Genomic DNA, 19,284 nt, shown 5'->3' with positions numbered 1-19,284 from the left:
GGGCGAATGAAGCTCAAACCACCGATGACAACCTCAGCGTTCCAGTCGCCGTGGGCCGGGCAGCGGTCAGTCCCGGCGGGCGTCGACGTCGCCGTTGACCGAGGTCAGCGTCATGGTGTGGTCCCGGTCGGCCTCGCGTACCGGGACGGCCACGGTGGCTCGGCCGTTGTCCGTGGACGCGGTGACCCGGTAGGCCGGGCTGTCGTGGGGCACGGTGACGTCGACCGAGCCGTTGACGGTCGCGGCGCTGACACCGGACGGGACCGCCGTACATCCGAGGACGACGTCGCCGTTCGTGGTCGCCGCGTGCACCCGGCGCGCTGCCACGCTCGTCGCGCGGACGGAGCCGTTGCGGGTGGACAGCCGTACGTCGGCGCCGTCGCGTCCGGAACGGGTCACCGTCACATCGCCGTTGACGGTCGTGATGTCCAGGGCGGCGGCGACGCCCGCCACGTCGACGCCGGCGTTGCGGGCGGTGGCCGTGACAGTGACGCCGTCAGGGATCTCGACGTACGGCATCCGGGGACAGTCCCCGTCGCCCGTGTCTCGGTCGGCGCACGACAGGTCGAGCGTCCACACCTTCCCGTGGTGGGACCAGTGCTCGTCGACGCGGTCGTCGACGGTGACGTCGCGGCCGTCGGCCGGGCGCAGCCGCAGGCCGTTGTCGGTGGCGATGACCACCTGTTCGCCGGAGTCCGCGACGCGGAGCGTCCCCGCCGCCGGCGGGCCACCGGAGGCCCGGTCGTGATCGTCGCTGCACGCCCCGGCCAGGGGCAGCAGGGCCAGTACCACCATCAGGCGCGTCAGGCGCCGTGTCGGCATCGCCTTCATACCCCGACGGATGCCCCGGTTCGCCGTGGCCATGGCGGACGGCGGGGACGGACGGTTCGGGCCTTACGGCACCGGGACCGAGTCCGCGTCCGTCGCCCCCTCGTTCGCCGCGAGCGCCTTGTTGCGGCGCACCGAGGACCAGAAGGACCAGCCGATGAGGACGACCCCGACGAGGCCGGTGATGATCTCGTTGATCTGGTACTGGATGGTGACCATGAGGATCACGGCGAGGGCGCCGATCGCGTAGTGCGCGCCGTGCTCCAGGTAGACGTAGTCGTCGAGGGTGCCCTGGCGGACCAGGTACACGGTCAGGGAACGGACGTACATCGCGCCGATGCCCAGGCCGAGCGCCATCAGGACGATGTCGTTGGTGATGGCGAACGCGCCGATCACCCCGTCGAAGGAGAAGGAGGCGTCCAGGACCTCCAGGTACAGGAACATGAAGAACGCGGCCCGGCCTGCCAGCGTGACCGCCGAACGGGTCCCGCCGGAGCGCTCGGCCTCCTTCTCGCGTTCCTCCTCGTCCTCGAGCTTGTCCTCGAAGTAGCCGGAGAGGCCGCCGACGACCATGTAGGTGATCAGGCCCGCGATACCGGAGATCAGGACGGTCTGCGCCTTGTCGACGTGCGCGCCGCCGTGCTGGTGGGCGTGGGCGGCGAAGGTGAAGGCGGTGATCAGCAGGACGACCAGGGCGATGCAGACCGACAGCATGTCGACCTTGCCGAGCTTGGCCAGCGGCCGCTCCAGCCAGGCCAGCCACTTGATGTCCCGGTCCTCGAAGATGAAGTCGAGGAAGATCATCAGCAGGAACATCCCGCCGAACGCGGCGATCGCCGGGTGCGCGTCGGTGACGAGCTGCTGGTAACGGTCCTTGTCGGTCAGGGCCAGCTGGACCGCGTCGTACGGATTGAGCTTCGCGGTGACCGCGACGATCACGACCGGGAAGACCAGCCGCATGCCGAACACGGCGATCAGGACGCCGACCGTGAGGAAGATCTTCTGCCAGAAGGCGTTCATCTTCTTCAGGATTCCGGCGTTGACCACCGCGTTGTCGAACGACAGGGAGATCTCCAGCACGGCCAGGATCGCCACGATGCCGAAAGCGGCCCAGCCGTCGTAGAGCACTCCTGCGGCCAGGCCGAGCGCGGTGATCGCGAACGCCCAGCCAAAGGTCTTCAGAATCACTTGCATCAAGTCCTGTTGTCGGGAGGTCGCCGGGTCGGCGGGCGCGGACGGCCCGTGGGTTCAAGGGCGTTGTCTATCACGGTCAGGGGTCATGACGTTCTGGTGGGTGCTCGTACGGCGAGCAGGGCGACGTCGTCGTCGTTGTGGACGTGCCGTACCCGGCGCAGCACCTGGTCGGTGAAGGAGGCCAGCGGGCGGTGGGCGAGGGCGGCGGCGTGCCGGCTCAGATGCTGCAGGCCCTCGTCTATGGACCGGCCGGGTGCCTCGATCAGGCCGTCGGTGTAGAGCAGCAGGGTGGAGCCGGGCGGCAGCAGGACGCTCGCGTCGGTGCGGGGTGCGTTGACTCCGGTGCCCAGGAGGATGCCGTGGCCGTCGGTGAGGTAGCGGGCCAGGCCGTCGTGGCTGATCAGGAGGGGTGGCGGGTGACCGGCATTGGTCCAGGTCAGTTCCCAGTTTCCGTCGTCCTTCTCCTCGATCCGGGCGAAGATCATGGTGGCCATGGTGACGTCGGTGATGTGCATGACCGCCGCGTCGAGCCGGGCGACGATCCGGCTCGGCGCCTCCTGGTGGGCCCAGGCGTAGGCGCGAAGCATGTTGCGCAGCTGTGCCATGCCGGCCGCGGCCTCCAGGTCGTGGCCCACGACGTCTCCGACTGCCAGCGCGGTGGCGCCGTCGGAGAGGGTGAAGGCGTCGTACCAGTCACCGCCGACCTGTGAGGCGTCGGGAGCGGGCAGATAGCGGGCCGTCATCTGCAGTCCGGGCACCCGCGGCATCTGGGGCAGCAGGTGGTTCTGCATGGTCTCGGCGACCTTGCGCTGCCGCTGGTAGAGACGCGCGTTGTCCAGTGCCAGGCCGGCACGGCGGGCGATGTCCTCGATCAGCGGGAGATCGGCGGTGGTGAAGTCCACCGGGTCCTTGGCCCGGCCCAGGGTCAGGGCGCCCAGGACGGCACGGGTGCTGCGGATCGGGGCGATGGCGGCGGAGCGGATTCCGGTGGCCTCGAACAGGCGGCGCTGTTCCACCGCTATCCCGGAGTCCGGGTCCCGCCGGTAGGTCTGCGGCCCTGCCAGGGTGGAGGCGACCCCGCGCAGGGCCCGGGACAGCGGCATCGGCGATTCCTCCGGGACCGGTGGCATCGGTCCCTGGAGGTCCTCGTGGCGCTCCAGGGTGTCGTCCTCCGCGTGGACGACCGCGATGCGCCACACCTCGTCGCGCTCGGTGATCAGGTCGACGACGGCCCAGTCCGCCAGCCGGGGCACCACCAGGGCCACCAGTCGCCGCAGGGTCTCCTCGACGTCGAGTGTGGACGTCAGGCGGGTGGTGGTCTCGGCCAGCAGGGCGAGCCGCTCCAGTTCCGGCATCGCCTGGGCCGCCGCCTCCGGTCGGCCGGCGGTCTCCGGCGGATGCTGGGCGTGGACGAGCACGAGCGTGCCGACGTCCTCGCCGTCCACGTCGTACGGCGTGATCAGCCACGCGACGGGCAGCAGGGTGCCGTCGCCGCACTCGAAGTAGTCTCCCTCGCCCTGGGCGGTGCGTCCCTCGTGGAATGCCTGCCGCATGCTGCACCGGCTGCGCGACAAGGGGTGGCCGTGGGCGTCCCGGTGCAGCAGGTCGTGCGCGTCGCGGCCGAGGAACTCTGCGGTGGGGCGGACCAGCAGCTCTTCGGCATGGCTGTTCACGGCGATGACGTGGCCCTCTTCGTCCACGACGTACGCCGCGGTCCCGATGGCCTCCAGCGCCTCGGTGGGCCCCGCAGCGGGTCGTCTCCCGACGGTCCCCGTGTCCTCCGCCCCTGCCATGTCTTCCTCTCCTCGCCGGCCGGCCGCCGCTGCGTGCCGGTCTGTGCCCTGTTCACTGGGCCGTCCTGTCCTTCCCGTGTGCCCCGGCCTCCATGTATCCAGCCTCGCCTGTGAGCGAGCACTCGCAACCGGGTGGCAAGGTCGGCGGTGCGAAGCCGCTACGGACAGGGCTCCGAACCGGGTGCCATGGCGGCCTCCCGCGCGCCCCCTGACGCTTCCGTGCGCTGGGCGCATGTGGCCGAATTCGCCCTGCTTCCACGGCACTTGGCCACCTGCTGGGTATCCGTGAGATGACGGTAGCGGACCGGCGGCACGGGGAGGGCTGGGGCTGTGGCACGCCTGTCGTGGACGTCCGGCCTCATCCCGTCGCGTCTGTCGCGGAAACGGCATGTCGTGCGCGCGCTGCGGGCCGAGGGACGCTACGGGCCCGGGCTCCGTGATGTGCTCCCCGCCTTCGTCGGTGTCGTGGCGGGCGTGTGCACGGTGGCGGCCGTGCTCGCCGCGGGGTACCGCGCCGCCGGGATCGCCGTCCCCGTGGCCGGGGTCGCCCTGCTGGCCCTGGTCGTCACGGCCGCGATACGGCACGGGCGCCTTGACGCCCGCCGTCGTCTGGGTTACTACACCGCGGAAGAACTGCTCGAACTCGACACCCAGCAACTGGCGTTGGCGGTGGCGCGGATGCTGCGCCGGGACGGGTGGCGGGTGCGGCTGGTGCCCGCGCCGGACCGGCCGCGCCTGTGCGCGCGGGACGCGGCCGGCCGTCGTATCGACGTGGCCTTCCGGCCGGTGGCGGAGCCCCTCCCCGACGAGGACGCGCCGCATCCTCACCCGCACCGCGGGTGCCAGATGTCGCCGCTGCGTCTGGTCGTGCATCGGGGTGTCTTCACCGACCGCGACCTCCGGTGGGCCCGCAGGGAGCGGACGATCCGCCTGCTCGACGGCAGCGCTCTGCGGCGGTGGGCGGCGGGCGCCCGCCTCAACGACCTGTTACGTCAAGAACGGTGAGGAATGCCTCGGGGCCCGCCTCTCCCCCGTCAGATCCGCCCGCCGGTCAGGCGGGTGATCGGACCGTGCGTGTGACGTCCGGAGCGCCGGCCGACCGCGTACGAGGTGGCGGTCAGCGCGGTCAGCCCCGCACCGACGCCCGCGGCGATGAGCTTCCGCTGGGCGATGACCGTCCAGGCCGTCTTGGCGACGGCCGCGGCCTGTCCCGAGGCGGCGATGACGGTCTGACGGCCGGCCTCGACGCTCTTGGCCGCGGTCTGGGCGGCCCCGCTCACCGTCTTGGCCGTCCGTTCGGTCGCCTCCTGGCCCGCTGACGCGGCGTCATCCGCCTTCTCTGCGGCCTTGTTCGCCGCCTTGGTCGCCGGGGCGGTGGCCTTGGCCGTGCTGCGCCGGGCCTTCGCCGCGGTCCGGGTGGTCGCGGAATCTTGGTTCGTCTGCTCGTTCGATTCACTCATGGACATCGCGTTACCGCTCGCTTCGACGGCAAACACGCTGCGTCGAGAGGGTTTTCACCGCAGGGCGCTGTCGGCGCGCCCGCGCGGAGCGGTGGCGGCCCCGGCGCCGTGGCGCACCGGGGCCGCCACCGACGGCCTGTCAGCCGATGTGGAAGCTGTCCCCGTAGACCTTCCAGTCCAGGGGCGGGTTCAGGTCGAGGTTGCCCTTGCGCAGGAAGACGCGTTGGGCGGTGTCCACCCGGCTGGTGTCGCTGTGCGCTTCCTCCTGTTTCATCGCCCACACGCGCGCGTCGAGGAAGGCGTCCAGGTACGTCGTCTCGCTGCCGCCCTGCGCCGGGGGCTTGGCCTGGCGCAGGGCCCGGCGGCGGATGCTGCTGAAGCTGGTCGCGTCGCCGCCGTCGCCGTGCATGACGATGGCGTCGTAGTAGGCGAACTGGCCCAGCGCGCGCAGCCCGTCCGCCTTGCCCTGCCGGACGGCGGGGTTGAAGTAGACGCGGTCGCGTTCGTCGTTCTGCGCCTGCTGGAACGCCGTGTCCCGGGCGGCCTTGCGCCAGTCGTCGGGGAAGTTCGGGTCCAGGCCGTCGTGGGAGTCGGTGCCGTCGACCCGGCGCAGGGCCGGCAGGTACTTGGCGAGGACGTTGCCGGGCTTGCGGTCGGCGTAGAGCTCGACGAGGTCGAGCATGTCTCCGGTGCCGGAGCAGAAGCCGATGATGCCGGCGGTGTAGCCGCGGCCGTCACCTATGTCCTCGATGTACTTGTACTGCGCCTTCCAGTCGAGCGAGGAGTTCTCCGCGCTCGACACCAGCTTCATGGCGATCTCCTTCTTCGCGGGGTCGTCGAGGCCCGGTGCGGCCGCCGAGGCCGCGGCGGCGCGCGGGGGGCTCAACAGGGCCGCGCAGGTAGCCGCTCCCATCAGAGCGAGGACGCTGCGGCGGGACGTGTGGGCGGCCGGGGGCACTGTGTCAGGTTCCACGGAGGCTCCAAGTGGAGGTGGGGGGTGGAGAGTTGATTGGTGCAGACCTGATTGTTAGGAACGTTTCCTACCAGTGCGTGGCGCCATCAGTAACCCACTACGGAAGAAGTTCGTAGGTTCGAACAAACAATGGTTAGTCAGACGTCAGTTCGACAGCCTGAGGGCCCGGTCGCCGACCGGGCGGGGCAGGGACGGTTCCCTGTCGGCCCGCCGGTCGGTATGCGGCGTCAGAAGTGACGCGGCAGACGGACGACCTGGACGAAGAAGTCGTCGATCTGACGGACCGCGGCGATGAACTGGTCCAGATCGACCGGCTTGGTGACATAGGCGTTGGCGTGGAGCTTGTAGCTGCGCAGGATGTCCTCCTCGGCCGCGGAGGTGGTGAGGACGACGACGGGGATGTGGGACAGCTCCGGGTCGGACTTGATCTTCTCCAGGACCTGACGGCCGTCGTACTTGGGGAGGTTGAGGTCGAGCAGGATGAGGTCGGGCTGCGGTGCGTCCGTGTGGTCGCCGCGCCGGTAGAGGAAGTCGAGCGCCTCCTCGCCGTCCCGGACCACATGGAGCGTGTTGCCGATCTTGTTGTCCTCGAACGCCTCACGGGTCATCAGCTCGTCGCCGGGGTCGTCCTCGACGAGGAGGACGTCTATGGGGCTGGCGGCTGGGGTGGTCATGTAAGAACCTTCTCCTCGGTGCCGATACCGGACGCCTCCGGGCTCTCGGCGATGGACGGAAGGGTGAAGCAGAAGCGCGTGCCGTCCGTGTGAGCGGTGTCTATCCAGATCTTGCCACCATGTTGTTCCACGATCTTCTTGCACAGAGCCAGACCGATGCCGGTACCTCCGTAGGCGTCCCTGCCGTGCAGTCGCTGGAAGATGATGAACACCTTCTCCTTGAACTGCTCGGGAATGCCGATGCCGTTGTCCGTGACCGACATCAGCAGACTGTCGGGCTCGTCCGGATCCGTCCCACAGGTGATGGACACGTGTGGAGCGAGGTCGGGGTGGCGGAACTTGAGGGCGTTGCCGATCAGGTTCTGCCAGAGCATGGTCAACAAGGTCGGGTCACCCACGACCTCGGGCAGGTGTTCCGGGCGGTCGACGCGGGCGTCGGACTCCTCGACGGCTGCCCCGAGGTTGGCCAGTGCCTTGTCCAGTGCCTGGTCGAGGCCGACGGGCACCCGGGCGTCGTTGACCCGCCCGACCCGGGAGAAGGTCAGCAGATCGTTGATGAGGACCTGCATGCGCCGGGCCCCGTCGACGGCGAAGTCGACATATTGCCGGCCTCGGTCGTCGAGGGTGTCGCCGTAGCGCTTCTCCAGCAGCTGGCAGAAGGAGGCGACCTTGCGCAGCGGCTCCTGCAGATCATGGGAGGCGACGTAGGCGAACTGCTCCAGTTCCGCGTTGGAGCGGCGCAGTTCCTCGGCCTGGGCGTCCATGTCGGCGGCCTGCCTGGTCAGCGCCTGCTCCTGGGCGCGGGAAGCCTCCAGTTCGGCCACGACATGCCAGCGCATGCCCTCGACGGCGTTGGCCACCGCGGTCAGGTCGGCCGGGCCGGCCCCGGTGATGACGTACGAGAAGTCGCCGTCCGCCACCCGCTTCGACGCCGTGCCCAGCGCCTCCAGAGGGCGGGTCACCAGGACCCGGACCAGGACGGCGCTGGCGATGCCGGCCAGCAGGAAGACCGCGACCATGCCCGCGAGGACCCAGTCGCGCACCTTGCGTACATGGGCGAGGTGGGAACGGCCCTTGTCCACCGCCTTCGCCAGGTCGGTGTTCTGCCTGTCCCACAGGGTGCGCAGCCGGTCGAACTCCTTCTTGCCCCGGTCGGCCTTCTGCTGGTCCAGCGGCTTCGGACGGCCGGGCGTGACCGCGGCCGCGAGGGGTTCGGCGTAGGTGCGGCGCCAGTCGGCCGCCTGGGTTTCGATCGCCTTCAGGTCCGCCAGCAGTTCGGGCCGGTCGCCGATGAACCCGCGCAGCCGGGTGGCCGAGCTCGCCTCGTCCCGCTTGCCCTGGGTGTACGGGACGAGGAACTGCCGGTCGGCGGCGATCGCGTAACCGCCGATGCCCGCCTCCTGGCCGGCCAGGGCCGCCTGCAGCCGGTACGCCTCGGTCTGGGCGGGCTGGAGGCGGCGCGAGAGCCGGTCGCTCACCTCCGCCGTGCGGCCGAGCAGGACGGCCCCGATCACGCTGCCGACCACCACCAGCAGTGTCATGACGGCCAGCAGCAGGTAGAACCATCCCTGTACCGTCAGCCGGCCTTCCCTGCGCACCGCGCCCATCCCTCGCCTCACCATGTGGTCCCGCACCGCACTCTCGCTCACTCAGTTCCAGTTCAGATGGACGACGGCCACGTCGTCTGCCAGGCCGCCCCGCGACTCGGCGAGGCTCTCAGCCTTCTCGATCAGCCGGTCCACGAAGGCCTCCGGCTCCAGGGCGGCCGCCTCCCGGGCGAGGGCCAGGAGGCCTTCCTCGCCGAGGCGTTCCGTGCCACGGTTCACGTGCCCCTCGAAGAGGCCGTCGGTGAAGAGCACCACCGACGTTCCCGCCGGTACCGGCAGTTGTGCGGTCGGCCACCTGGCGCCGCCGGGGACCATGCCCAGGGCCGGTCCACCGGGCACCTCGACCCACTGCACGTCCGTCCCGGTGCGCTGGAGCAGGCCGTGATGCCCGGCTCGAACCACGTCGGCGTGTTGTTCTCCGGGGACGGCGGCCAGGCTCACCAGGGTCGCGAAGACCTCGTCGCGGGCCCGTTCGGCCATCAGCAGTTCCTCGAGCCGGGCCATCTGCTGGGCGCCGGTTATGCCGCTGAGGACGAGGGTGCGCCAGGCGATCCGCAGGGCGACTCCGAGGGCCGCTTCGTCCGGGCCGTGCCCGGAGACGTCCCCGATGAGGGCATGGAGGGTGCCGTCGGCGCTCTGGACGATGTCGTAGAAGTCACCGCCCAGCAGTGTCTGCGCGCGGCCGGGCCGGTAGCGGGCGACGACCTGGACGCCCTCGGCCCGCAGCAGGGGGCGGGGCAGGAGTCCGCGCTCCAGACGGGCATTCTCCTGTGCCTGGAGCGCGCCGGCCTGCAGGGCCACCGCCGCCTGCTCGGTCTGCTTGCGCTGGATCGCGTAGCGCACCGCCCGCCCGAACAGCTCGGGCTCCACCCGGCCCTTGACCAGGTAGTCCTGTGCGCCGGCCGCGACCGCGGCGAGGCCGGTCTGCTCCTCGGCGAGCCCGGTGAGGACCACGATGGCGACCTGCTCGGCCAGGCCCTGGACGAGGGAGACCGCCTCGAGACCGTGCGCATCCGGCAAGTGCAGGTCGAGCAGGACGCAGTCGGGTGTCTCGGTCGCCAGCACCTCGGTGGCCTCGGTCATCGACCGCACCCAGCGCAGCCGCATCTTCACGGCGCCGTCGACGACCAGTTCCTCCACGAGCATGGCGTCGCCGGGATCGTCCTCCACGAGGAGAACCGACGGCTCCCAGTGCTCCCACGCCGTCTCGGCGCCGGCTGCCGTCACCGACACCAACTCGGCAGCCTCAGTCCCCGAGATCACTCTCGTCCCGGCCTCCCCACTCCATCCATGTCGCCTGCCGCCGGCCGTTGCCCAGGACAACGACGGGAACGCGGTCAGAGCGACGATCCGATCTTCACTCGTCGCCCATGGCCGTGGACGGCATGTCCACCCCTGGGTCGGTCCTCTGGCGGGCCGTGCGGCCGGCCTCGGCAGTCCTGATCCTCGTGGCCGATCTTCACTCCCTGGTCAGTTCCCCGCGAGGTCCAGAGGGACGAGCGGGCGGCCTTCGGCGTCCCGGAGAGCGCGGCTGCGCTCCCTGTCGCCCCGTGCGGGGTCCGCCACCTCCGGCACTGCCGTACCTGTGCCGGCCGTCACTGACGTCGTCATCGTCCGTCCATCCCGAGATTCCGGTGTTCTGGCCGCGTTTACCCGCGATCGGCGTGACCATGCGGGGACGGTTTCAGAAAACCCTCCTGGGCGGCACGCCGCCTGCACATCCGGAGTCCTCCGTACGCCTTCGGTTCCGATCGATCTCACGGGGAACCGGGTAGGACGTCAGAAAGGAGTCCCCGTGACCACCTACGTCATCACCGTCCCCGGCACGTTCCTGCGGGGAGTGCCCGACAGCGTCCGCTCGGACATCGGACGGAGGCTTCGGCCTCAGGACCCCAGGAACACGGACCTCGGCGAGAGCGAGGAGCTCAGCGTGCTGACCACGGAGGAGGACGGCATGTTCGCCGCACGGGTCGAGGTCGACGCACCCGACCGGTTGCAGGCCGAGGCCGAAGCGGTACGGCTGGTGTCCCGGGCCCTGCGTGACAGTGGCCTGGCGGAGGAGGACGCCCCGTTGGGTCCCGCGGTCGTGACCGGCATCGACAGCGAGTTCTGAGGCGGCGGCGGAGCGGGCCTTCCGGTTCGCGGCCCGTCCGGGGGATGGCGCCGTGCGGTGCGGAGGGCGAGGATGTCCTTTCGCGAAGTGCGGTCCGCTCCGCCGCGGTTCATGGCCCATCCGGCCCCGCGCGGCACGGGCGGACGGCGTCGGCCGCCTGAAGGAGCCTCGGGATGGGTTCACACGCAGCGCCGCACCACCGCAAGCGGATCCTGGTGACCGCCGCGAGCCTCCTGCTCGTGGGCGGTGGTCTCCTCGGTCTCCCCCGGGCCGACGGTGCGCCCGCTCCCGCCGACGCCTGCCGCACCACCGCCACGCGGCTGCCCCGTGGTGACTGCGGGCCCTTCTGGCAGGTCCTCGCCGAGGACTTCAACGGCGACCGGCTGCCGCTGGGTTCGTTCAGCGACTGCGCGCACGATGTCGACACCTCCGCGGCCCACTGCGGGGGCCTGAAGGGGAAGTACCGCGACAACTGGTGGGCGTATCCGACGGGTTGGCCCGACACCGCCGCCGACCGGGGGCGGGACGTGGTAGGTGTCTACCACCCGGAGGACACCGTGAGCGTGGGTCCCGCGGCGAACGGCGACGGGCGGATGTCGATCCGGATGTGGCGGCCCGCGGACGGCGGCCCCGTGCATGCCGCGGCGCTGGTGCCGCGTGCGGTGATGCAGATGAAATACGGCAAGTACAGCGCGCGCATCAAGGTCACCGAACTGGCGCCCGGCTACAAGTCCGCCTGGCTGCACTACGGCGGGGGCTGCGAGATGGACCACCCCGAGGGCGAGTGGACCGGCTCCCTCAGCTCCTTCCACCACCCCTGCGGCGGCGGTGAGCAGGGCTACTTCCCGGGAAGCGACGACTGGACGCGGTGGCACACGGTGTCCACCGAGTGGACCCCGGGCCACGTCCGGTTCTTCGTCGACGGCCGGCAGACGGGTCATGACACCCGTGACGTGCCGGACCGTCCCCTGTCCTGGGTGCTCCAGAACGAGAGCGCTCTGGAGGGTCCTGGTGCCGCGCCGGGAAGCAGCGCGCAGCTCGACGTCACCTGGGTGGCGGCGTACGCGTACGGCTGGAAGTGAATTCTCACGCCGTGGGGGTGACGAGTTCGTCGGCGACCCATCGGGCGACGTGGGCGGGGTAGGGCGACGGCAGTCCGAGGACGATGTGGGTGAAGCCGGCGTCGGTCGCTTCGGCGATCGTGTCGCGGGTGGCGCCCGGACGGTCGTAGGAGACCGGGAGGTGGATGGAGCGGGTGATCTCGGCGGGGTCGCGGCCGATCTCCTCGCAGTAGCGGTCCAGCAGGGCGCTGCGGCGGGTGACGTCGTCGATGTCGCCGCCGGGGATGTTCCACAGGTCGGCGTGGCGGGCGGCGATGCGCAGGGTCGCGGAGGAGCGGCCGCCGATGAGGACCGGGGGGTGGGGGTGCTGGACCGGTTTGGGGTTGCCGAAGGCGCCGGTGAGGTGGTGGTGGGTGCCGTGGTGGTCGAAGGGCTTCTCCTCGGTCCACAGGCGCTTGATCAGCGCGCAGGCCTCGTCGAGGCTGCCCACGGCGTGCGCGGAGTCGTGGAAGGGCAGGCCGTGGGCTTCGTACTCGCGTCGGGCCAGCGGGTGGTCGGGGCGCGAGCCGACACCGATGCCGAAGTCGAGCCTGCCGCCGGAGACGATGTCGACGGTCGCGGCGATCTTGGCCAGCATCACGGGGGGCCGGAAGCGGTTGCTGCTCACCATGACGCCGAGCCGCAGGCGCCGGGTCTGGGCGGCCAGGGCCGAGAGGAGGGTCCAGCCTTCGTGGGCCGGTCCGTCGGGGTCGCCACCGATCGGCATGAGGTGGTCGAAGAGCCAGGCGTGCTCGATGGCGTCGATGGTGTCCGCCTCCTGCCAGACGCGCAGGATGTCGTGGTAGTCGACCTGCATGGGGGCGGTCATGATCCCGAAGCTGGGCGGGGGGTGGTGCGGCATGGACGGTGGGCCTTTCGTGTGCGGGGTCTCCCCCGGCGGTCAGCGGCGGCGCAGTGACGGGTCGAGGAGCGCGGGCGGGGTGTCGTGCTTCTCGTCCGGGGCCAGGTCGCTGCCGGGGGCGACGATCTCGTCGATCGCGTCGAGGACATCGGCGCTCAGGACGGTGTCCGCAGCGGCGAGTTGGGCGTGCAGGTGGTCGACCGTGCCGGGGGTCTCCCCCGGCGGTCAGCGGCGGCGCAGTGACGGGTCGAGGAGCGCGGGCGGGGTGTCGTGCTTCTCGTCCGGAGCCAGGTCGCTGCCGGGGGCGACGATCTCGTCGATCGCGTCGAGGACATCGGTGCTCAGGACGGTGTCCGCGGCGGCGAGTTGGGCGTGCAGGTGGTCGACCGTGCGGGGGCCGATCAGGGCACTGGTCACGCCGGGGTGCGCGGTCACGAAACCGAGTGCGAGCTGGATGAGGGTGAGGCCCGCCTCTTCGGCGACCCCGGCCAGTCGCTCGACGGCGGCGAGCCTGGCCCGGTTGGCGGGGGTGGTCGTGTCGAATCGCTGGGGCAGGATCGCCGAGCGGTGGGTGGTGATGTCCCGGCCCGCGCGGATCGCGCCCGACAGCCAGCCCGAGGCCAGCGGGCTCCACACCAGTACGCCGAGGCCGTACTCCTGGGTGACGGGCAGGACGTGGGCCTCGATGCCGCGCTGGAGGACGGAGTAGCTCGGCTGTTCGGTGACGTAACGGCCCAGGCGGTGTTCGCGGGCGGCCCACTGGGCCTGCACGATGCGGTGGGCGGGGAAGGTGGAGGAGCCGAAGTAGCGGATCTTTCCGGCGCGTTGCAGGTCGGTGAGGGCCGACAGCGTCTCCTCGTCGCCGGTGTTCGGGTCCCAGCGGTGGATCTGGTACAGGTCGACGTGGTCGACGCCGAGGCGGCGCAGACTGGCCTCCAGCTCGGTGACCAGCCAGCGGCGCGAACTGCCCCGGTGGTTGCGTTCGTCGCCCATGGGCATGCCGACCTTGGTGGCCAGCACGATGTCGTCGCGGCGGCCGGCGATGGCCTTGCCGACCATCTCCTCCGACTCGCCCTCGCCGTACATGTCTGCGGTGTCGATGACGTTGACGCCGGCCTCGAGAGCGGCGTCGACGATCGCGGTCGCCTCGTCCTGGGTGGTGCGGCCGATCCTGCCGAAGTTCATCGCGCCGAGCGCGAGAGAACTGACCTGCACTCCGGTGCGGCCCAAGGTGCGGTACTGCATGTGATTCCTCCGGGGTTGAAGCCGTGCGGCACGGCATGGCAGGGCTGCCGGGTTCCGGTCCGCCGTCACGAAGAAACGGAACCTCGTTCCGCAAACAATACGGAACATGGTTCCGGTTTTGCAAGGCGGGGAGGGCACCGTGGATGGCTGCGACGCACACTTCCCCGCGGGGCTGCTCGGAGACAGGTGTCCCGGACGCGCCACGGCCGGGTGATGCGGGCGCCTGGGCCTCGGCACTGGTCGCCCCGTCCCGCGGCCGACGCCTCTCCCCTACGTCGGCGCGGCCTGCCCGGCAGCTGAACATCGTGCCGTTGACCTGGCCCGCCGACCGCGGCCCGCGCTGCGGTGGGACCCTGGCCGGGCTGCCGGGCAGGACAGCAACTCCAGGGCGAAGGCCGAGGTGGAGGCGATGCGGAGCGTCCGCAGGATCGCCTGCCCGTACTCGCAGGTCGGCCTGTGCCTTGGCACGGGACGCTCTCGGTGGCACTGGTCGCCGTGCCGATCGGGATGCGCCTCGTCCACAGCGAGATGCACCTGTACGACGCTCAGCCGCAGCGGACGCCGTACAGCGGGTGGCGTCTCAGACCGCTGGTTCAGACTCCTGGTTCAGACTCCTGGTTCAGACTCCTGGTTCAGACTCCGGCAAGGCGGCCCTGCCCGCTGCCCGGTGTTCGGCCGCCGCCGTCGGGTCGGTGGCGTCGAGGACCGCCGCGATGCCCTCGTGGGCCAGGGCCTCCGCGTGGCGGTTGCCGAGCTTCGGAGCCAGTTCCAGGGCCTGGCGGTGGAGGCGCAGGGCCTGGTCGGGCAGGCCTGCCAGGCGGCAGGTCTCGCCGTAGGCGCTGAGGAAGTGGATCTTCCAGTGGTCCTCGAACAGCGCGTCCAGCAGCGCGAACGCCTGCTCGTGGCTCGCCAGGGCCTCCTCGTGGCGGCCCATCTGGCGCAGGGCGACGCCGAGGCAGTTCAGACACCATGCCTCGTTGTGCTGGTGGCCGTCCTCGCGGGCCAGCGCGAGCGCCCGGTGGAGGTGGCCGACGGCCTCGTCGGGGTCCTCGTGGGCGATGGCCACGCCCAGCGTGATCAGGGCCGTCAGGGTGGGCGGCCACGCTCCGTCGTCGTGCGGGATCTCCAGCGCCGTACGGGCCAACTGCGCCGCCTCCTCGCGGTGCCCCAGCTGCAGCAGCGCCCACGCCTCGTACGCGGTCGCGTGGGCCGTACCCATGGGGCAGCCGGCGTCCGCGTACAGCTTGCCCGCCAGCCGGAACAGGCCGAGCGGCTCCTCGACGTAGCCCTCGTCCCATCTCAAGTAGCCGCGGCGCATGGTCAGTTCGGCCTCCGCGCGGATGTCTCCGGTCCGGAGCACCAGCGCTGTCGCCGCCTCGTACGCGGCGCTCGCCTCCGCCATGCGGCCCGCGTTGTAGCGGGCGAACCCCAAGTCGCTGTGCGCCTCGGCGAGTTGCAGGGGCTCGTCGAGACGCCGCGCGGCGGCCAGTGACCGTTCGAAGAGGCCGTTGAGCATCGTGGTGCCGCAGCGCCGGGCGAAGTACGCCCGCATGAAGCGCGGCAGTTCGCACAGGTGCCGGTCGGCCCCGGCCTCCTCCGCCGCCTCGAACGCGGCCAGCAGGTTGAGGTACTCGGTGCCGAACCAGATGAGGGCCGCGATCTTGTCCTGGAAGTGGGGCAGTTCGACCGGCGGGCGATCCACGGAGGCCTCGCGGCTCAGCGACAGGAACGGCATCGCGGCGTCCGCGGCGGCGGCCGCGTGCACGTAGTAGTCGAGCACCCGGGTCAGGGCCCGGTCCCGTTCCGCCGGGGAGTCCTGTTCCGTGGTGGCGCGGCGGGCGTGCTGGTGGACCAGGTCGTGGAGGCGGTAGCGGCCTGCCGCGGGCTGCTGGACCAGGTGCGCGTCCAGCAGGTCCTCCAGCATCGCGCGGGCGCTGCGCAGCGGCACGTCGGCCAGCGCCGCCGCCACGTGCTCGTCGAACGACGACCCCGGCAGCAGACCCAGCAGACGGAACAGCCGCGCTTTGGCGCGGTCCAACTGCCGTACGGACATGGCGAAGGCGGTGTCGAACTCGCTCGCCCCCTCCGCCATCCGCTCGACGAGGATGCCCACCGTCCAGCCCGGCCGGTGTCGCAGCCGGGCCGCGGCCAGCCTGAGGGCCAGTGGCAGTCGGCCGCACAGGCGCAGCACCTCGGCGGTGGACCCGGGGTCACGGGCCAGGCGCCCCTCGCGGCCGTCGGCCTCGCCGCTGGCGCGGGCCAGCAGCTCGACGCTCTCCTGCTCGGTGAGCACGTCGAGCGACACGGGCGGGACCTCGTCCAGGCCGAGCAGCCGGTTGCGGCTGGTGACGAGGGCGACGGAGGGGCCGGCACCGGGCAGCAGCCGCGCCGCGGCCAGCCTGAGGGCCAGTGGCAGTCGGCCGCACAGGCGCAGCACCTCGGCGGTGGACCCGGGGTCACGGGCCAGGCGCCCCTCGCGGCCGTCGGCCTCGCCGCTGGCGCGGGCCAGCAGCTCGACGCTCTCCTGCTCGGTGAGCACGTCGAGCGACACGGGCGGGACCTCGTCCAGGCCGAGCAGCCGGTTGCGGCTGGTGACGAGGGCAACGGAGGGGCCGGCACCGGGCAGCAGGGGGCGGACCTGGTCGGCGTCGGCGGCGTTGTCGAGGACCACGACGGCCCGGCGGTGGGCCAGTTCGGACCGCCAGCAGGCGGCCAGTTCCTCGACACCGCCGTCCTGGGGCACCTTCTCGGAGGGTACGTCGAGGGCGGCGAGCAGGGTGCGCAGGGCGCGGTCGGGGTCGAGCGGTCTGCGACCCTCGGTGAAGCCGTGCAGGTCCAGGTAGAGCTGGGCGTTCGGGTAGTCGGCGGCGAGCCGGTGGGCGGCGTGCACGGCCAGGCAGGTCTTGCCGACGCCCGCCATGCCGTCGAGGGCGATCACCCGGCTGCCGGCCACCCCGTCGAGCACGGCAGCGAGCTCGGCCTCGCGGCCGGTGAAGTCGGGAACGTCGCGCGGGAGGTCGTTGCGGGGCGGGCGCGGGGCACCGGCGGGCGGTGCGGGCGGGGGTACCTGGCGGCTGGTCTTCGGTGGTGCCGGCAGCGGGTTGGAGGCCCGCTCCCACAGGGGGCGCAGCGGGCGGGGGTCGCGCTGGACAAGCCGGCACAGTGCGATCACCGCGGGCCACGGCGGAACCGTCCGGCCGCCGAGGTAGCGGGACAGGGACGACGAGCTGAGGCCGGCGTCCCGGGCGAGGGCCCGTACACCGCGCTTCGACAGTTCCTGGAGCAGCCGCAGCCGGGCGGCCAGTTCCTCCCGTGGATCTCCGGCCCCTGTCCTGTCGTGCTCAACCACTGTTCCCCGCCCCCCTGTCCCGCCCCGGCAGAACCTGTCCGGGCCGGATCGTGCCTGTTCAAGGCCGTTTCGGCTGTCCCACGGTGTCCCACGGTCGTCGTCCTGACAAGCCTTCTCGGCTGAGATGGAATCACGCCCCGAGGGACGGGGCACAGCCCGACAGAGGAGAGATTCCTGATGCAGTCCCGTATGCAGAACCCCGCCGCCGTCCTGTCCGACGCGATGCAGCCCATCCAGCAGCTCTTCAAGGCCGTGCACTCCGGTGGGGTGGACGGGCAGACGCTGGAGCTGGTGCATCTGCGGGTCAGTCAGATCAACGGATGCAGCGCGTGCGTCGACGGCGGCGCCAAGACGGCCCGTAAGGCAGGAGTGAGCGACGAGCGGCTGGCCACGGTCGCCGTGTGGCGGGAGGCCCCTACTTCACCGAGGAGGAGCGGGCGGCGCTCGCGCTGGCCGAGGCGGCGACGCGCCTCGCCGATCGTCCCGACGCGGTGAGCGACGACGTCTGGGACACGGCCGCCACCTACTTCGACGAGAAGCAGCTCGCCGCGATCGTCCTGATGATCGGTGTCACCAACCTGTTCAACCGGCTCAACGCCACGACCCGGCAGATCGCCGGCGCGTGGGGGTGAACGCCACGGCGGTTCTCGCGTGAAGATATGCCCGACCATCCGTAGACCTGGAGGAACCGTTATGGCCAGCACGCGCAGGACGACCGGCAGGACCGAGACGTTCACCGCCGAGGAGCGCGCCGCGATGAAGGAGCGCGCCCAGGAGGTCAAGGCGTCGGCGCGCCGCAGCTCGCGTGCCGACAAGGCGGCGGAGGACGAGGCCGCCGTGGTCGCGAAGATCGCCGAGATGCAGGACGCGGACCGGGTCATGGCCGAACGGATCCACGCCGTGGTCAAGGGCAACGCGCCCGGCCTGGCGCCGAAGCTCTGGTACGGCATGCCCGCCTACGCCAGGGACGGCAAGGTGGTCTGTTTCTTCCAGAGCGCGGAGAAGTTCAACGCCCGGTACGCGACTTTCGGCTTCAACGACAAGGCGAACCTCGACGAGGGCACGATGTGGCCGACCGCCTTCGCGCTCACGAAGCTGACCGCTGCGGACGAGGAGCGCATCGGTGAGCTGGTGAAGCGGGCGGCGGGCTGAGGACCGCGAGCGGGAAGGGGTGCCAGCACGATGCACAGGCCGACGAACAGCCGACGTCCCGAGGGGCTGTTCGTCGGCCTGTGCACGGTGGACGTCGTTCAGCTGGTGGACCATGTGCCCGGCTCGGACGAGAAACTGACGAGTCATCAGCAGGTCGTGGCCGCAGGTGGTCCGGCGGCGAACGCTGCTGTGGCCTTCAGTCACCTGGGCGGCGCGGCCGGGCTGCTGACCGGCATCGGCTCGCATCCGCTGGGAGTCGCCGTCGCGACGGAGCTGCGGAACCTGGGCGTGCGGGTGCGGGACCTCGCGGCGGATTCGGCCGAGCCGCCCGCCGTGTCGTCCATTCTGGTCACCGAGTCGACCGGGGACCGTGCCGTCGCCTCGACCAACGCGAGGGGGTTCCGGCTCACGCCGCCCGACGACCTGGAGGCGCTGGTGGCCGCCTGCGACATCGTCCAGTTCGACGGCCACCACATGGAGTTGGCGACGGTGACCGCCCGCGCCGCGCGGGCCGCCGGCCGGCGAACCGTTCTGGACGGGGGCAGTTGGAAGCCCGGTACCGAGGAGCTGCTGCCGTCGATCGACGTGGCCGTCTGCTCGGCCGACTTCCGGCCGCCCGGCACGAACACCCCGGCGGACGTCCTGCGGTTCCTCAGAGAACACGGGGTGGTGTGGTCGGCGGTGAGCCGCGGAGGCCGGCCCATCGAGTGGGCCGGCCCCGAAGGCACCGGTACCGTGGAGGTGCCCGCCGTCCGGGTCGCCGACACACTGGGCGCGGGTGACGTCCTCCACGGGGCACTCACCCATCGCCTCGCCACTCAGGGGCACTTGACCCCGTACGACTTCGTCGAGGCCCTGCGCGCAGCGGCGGGCGTGGCCTCGCGGGCGTGTGCCTCGTTCGGCACCCGGGCCTGGTTGCAGGGATCGTGACGCT

At 71.4% G+C, this 19,284-nt stretch carries 17 protein-coding genes and 1 pseudogene; 7 read left to right on the top strand and 11 right to left on the bottom strand.

Going from position 1 to position 19,284, the window contains the following annotated elements:
- Positions 1–66 precede the first annotated feature (66 nt).
- The 3 genes from ACGFWE_RS25150 to ACGFWE_RS25140 form a co-directional block, all read right to left on the bottom strand.
- Complete coding sequence (locus ACGFWE_RS25150; RefSeq protein WP_393601848.1) at positions 67–831, bottom strand: DUF4097 family beta strand repeat-containing protein; 765 nt, start codon at positions 829–831, stop codon at positions 67–69.
- 63 nt (positions 832–894) lie between these two features.
- Positions 895–2,016, bottom strand: coding sequence for a DUF475 domain-containing protein (locus ACGFWE_RS25145; RefSeq protein ID WP_352389759.1), 1,122 nt, complete (start codon positions 2,014–2,016; stop codon positions 895–897).
- A gap of 89 nt (positions 2,017–2,105) precedes the next feature.
- On the bottom strand, positions 2,106–3,815 hold the full coding sequence (locus ACGFWE_RS25140) for a SpoIIE family protein phosphatase (protein ID WP_393601846.1): 1,710 nt from the start codon (positions 3,813–3,815) through the stop codon (positions 2,106–2,108).
- 330 nt (positions 3,816–4,145) lie between these two features.
- Here ACGFWE_RS25140 and ACGFWE_RS25135 point away from each other — a divergent pair, with 330 nt between their 5' ends.
- Positions 4,146–4,820 carry a hypothetical protein gene (locus tag ACGFWE_RS25135; RefSeq protein WP_393601844.1) on the top strand — a complete coding sequence of 225 codons (675 nt, stop codon included), beginning with the start codon at positions 4,146–4,148 and terminating at the stop codon, positions 4,818–4,820.
- Positions 4,821–4,849: 29 nt separating this feature from the next.
- Here the strand turns inward: ACGFWE_RS25135 and ACGFWE_RS25130 are convergent, their stop codons facing one another.
- The 5 genes from ACGFWE_RS25130 to ACGFWE_RS25110 all read right to left on the bottom strand — a co-directional run bounded on the left by ACGFWE_RS25130 (position 4,850) and on the right by ACGFWE_RS25110 (position 9,792).
- Positions 4,850–5,281, bottom strand: coding sequence for a hypothetical protein (locus ACGFWE_RS25130; RefSeq protein WP_352389762.1), 432 nt, complete (start codon positions 5,279–5,281; stop codon positions 4,850–4,852).
- Positions 5,282–5,414: 133 nt separating this feature from the next.
- On the bottom strand, positions 5,415–6,188 hold the full coding sequence (locus ACGFWE_RS25125; protein WP_352389870.1) for a chitosanase: 774 nt from the start codon (positions 6,186–6,188) through the stop codon (positions 5,415–5,417).
- Positions 6,189–6,475: 287 nt separating this feature from the next.
- Entirely contained in the window at positions 6,476–6,922 is a 447-nt protein-coding gene (locus tag ACGFWE_RS25120; protein ID WP_330269187.1) for a response regulator, read from the bottom strand.
- A complete protein-coding gene (locus ACGFWE_RS25115) occupies positions 6,919–8,529 on the bottom strand; it encodes an ATP-binding protein (protein ID WP_352389871.1) in 1,611 nt (536 codons plus the stop codon). Before ACGFWE_RS25115 ends, ACGFWE_RS25120 begins: the two co-directional genes overlap by 4 nt.
- 42 nt (positions 8,530–8,571) lie before the next feature.
- Positions 8,572–9,792 (bottom strand): fused response regulator/phosphatase, encoded by a 1,221-nt coding sequence (locus tag ACGFWE_RS25110; RefSeq protein WP_352389763.1) that lies wholly within the window; start codon positions 9,790–9,792, stop codon positions 8,572–8,574.
- Between the two features lie 532 nt (positions 9,793–10,324).
- Between ACGFWE_RS25110 and ACGFWE_RS25105 the strand changes: the two genes are divergently transcribed.
- Both ACGFWE_RS25105 and ACGFWE_RS25100 read left to right on the top strand, forming a co-directional pair.
- Positions 10,325–10,642 (top strand): hypothetical protein, encoded by a 318-nt coding sequence (locus tag ACGFWE_RS25105; protein WP_352389764.1) that lies wholly within the window; start codon positions 10,325–10,327, stop codon positions 10,640–10,642.
- Positions 10,643–10,815: 173 nt separating this feature from the next.
- A complete protein-coding gene (locus ACGFWE_RS25100) occupies positions 10,816–11,724 on the top strand; it encodes a glycoside hydrolase family 16 protein (protein WP_393601841.1) in 909 nt (302 codons plus the stop codon).
- A gap of 4 nt (positions 11,725–11,728) precedes the next feature.
- Here the strand turns inward: ACGFWE_RS25100 and ACGFWE_RS25095 are convergent, their stop codons facing one another.
- The gene (locus tag ACGFWE_RS25095) at positions 11,729–12,604 is read right to left on the bottom strand and encodes an LLM class flavin-dependent oxidoreductase (RefSeq protein ID WP_393601840.1); all 876 of its coding nucleotides are present in this window, start codon (positions 12,602–12,604) and stop codon (positions 11,729–11,731) included.
- A gap of 84 nt (positions 12,605–12,688) precedes the next feature.
- Between ACGFWE_RS25095 and ACGFWE_RS25090 the strand changes: the two genes are divergently transcribed.
- Entirely contained in the window at positions 12,689–12,847 is a 159-nt protein-coding gene (locus ACGFWE_RS25090; protein WP_393601838.1) for a hypothetical protein, read from the top strand.
- Here ACGFWE_RS25090 and ACGFWE_RS25085 read toward each other — a convergent pair.
- Together ACGFWE_RS25085 and ACGFWE_RS25080 are read right to left on the bottom strand one after the other, a co-directional pair.
- A complete protein-coding gene (locus ACGFWE_RS25085; protein WP_393601836.1) occupies positions 12,830–13,849 on the bottom strand; it encodes an aldo/keto reductase in 1,020 nt (339 codons plus the stop codon). The genes ACGFWE_RS25090 and ACGFWE_RS25085 overlap by 18 nt on opposite strands.
- A 619-nt stretch (positions 13,850–14,468) precedes the next feature.
- Complete coding sequence (locus tag ACGFWE_RS25080; protein ID WP_393601834.1) at positions 14,469–17,198, bottom strand: tetratricopeptide repeat protein; 2,730 nt, start codon at positions 17,196–17,198, stop codon at positions 14,469–14,471.
- Between the two features lie 177 nt (positions 17,199–17,375).
- Between ACGFWE_RS25080 and ACGFWE_RS25075 the strand changes: the two are divergent.
- The 3 genes and pseudogenes from ACGFWE_RS25075 to ACGFWE_RS25065 all read left to right on the top strand — a co-directional run bounded on the left by ACGFWE_RS25075 (position 17,376) and on the right by ACGFWE_RS25065 (position 19,280).
- Positions 17,376–17,830 (top strand): annotated as a pseudogene (locus ACGFWE_RS25075) (carboxymuconolactone decarboxylase family protein).
- Between the two features lie 61 nt (positions 17,831–17,891).
- Positions 17,892–18,350 (top strand): iron chaperone, encoded by a 459-nt coding sequence (locus ACGFWE_RS25070; protein ID WP_393601832.1) that lies wholly within the window; start codon positions 17,892–17,894, stop codon positions 18,348–18,350.
- A gap of 30 nt (positions 18,351–18,380) precedes the next feature.
- Positions 18,381–19,280: a PfkB family carbohydrate kinase gene (locus ACGFWE_RS25065; protein WP_393601830.1), complete on the top strand. Its 900-nt coding sequence runs from the start codon at positions 18,381–18,383 to the stop codon at positions 19,278–19,280.
- Positions 19,281–19,284 lie beyond the last annotated feature (4 nt).

Source organism: Streptomyces sp. NPDC048523 (genome assembly GCF_043199815.1).
Taxonomy (GTDB): domain Bacteria; phylum Actinomycetota; class Actinomycetes; order Streptomycetales; family Streptomycetaceae; genus Streptomyces.
Note: the sequence above shows the minus strand (reverse complement) of the source record. Positions and strands in the feature narration are given on the sequence as shown.

Excerpts from the sequence above, each read along its gene's own strand:
- ACGFWE_RS25120 (WP_330269187.1), bottom strand. The coding sequence starts at position 6,922 with ATGACCACCCCAGCCGCCAGCCCCATAGACGTCCTCCTCGTCGAGGAC.
- ACGFWE_RS25150 (WP_393601848.1), bottom strand. The coding sequence starts at position 831 with ATGAAGGCGATGCCGACACGGCGCCTGACGCGCCTGATGGTGGTACTG.
- ACGFWE_RS25125 (WP_352389870.1), bottom strand. The coding sequence starts at position 6,188 with ATGGGAGCGGCTACCTGCGCGGCCCTGTTGAGCCCCCCGCGCGCCGCC.
- ACGFWE_RS25115 (WP_352389871.1), bottom strand. The coding sequence starts at position 8,529 with ATGGGCGCGGTGCGCAGGGAAGGCCGGCTGACGGTACAGGGATGGTTC.
- ACGFWE_RS25130 (WP_352389762.1), bottom strand. The coding sequence starts at position 5,281 with ATGTCCATGAGTGAATCGAACGAGCAGACGAACCAAGATTCCGCGACC.
- ACGFWE_RS25095 (WP_393601840.1), bottom strand. The coding sequence starts at position 12,604 with ATGCCGCACCACCCCCCGCCCAGCTTCGGGATCATGACCGCCCCCATG.
- ACGFWE_RS25100 (WP_393601841.1), top strand. The coding sequence starts at position 10,816 with ATGGGTTCACACGCAGCGCCGCACCACCGCAAGCGGATCCTGGTGACC.
- ACGFWE_RS25140 (WP_393601846.1), bottom strand. The coding sequence starts at position 3,815 with ATGGCAGGGGCGGAGGACACGGGGACCGTCGGGAGACGACCCGCTGCG.
- ACGFWE_RS25085 (WP_393601836.1), bottom strand. The coding sequence starts at position 13,849 with ATGCAGTACCGCACCTTGGGCCGCACCGGAGTGCAGGTCAGTTCTCTC.
- ACGFWE_RS25070 (WP_393601832.1), top strand. The coding sequence starts at position 17,892 with ATGGCCAGCACGCGCAGGACGACCGGCAGGACCGAGACGTTCACCGCC.
- ACGFWE_RS25065 (WP_393601830.1), top strand. The coding sequence starts at position 18,381 with ATGCACAGGCCGACGAACAGCCGACGTCCCGAGGGGCTGTTCGTCGGC.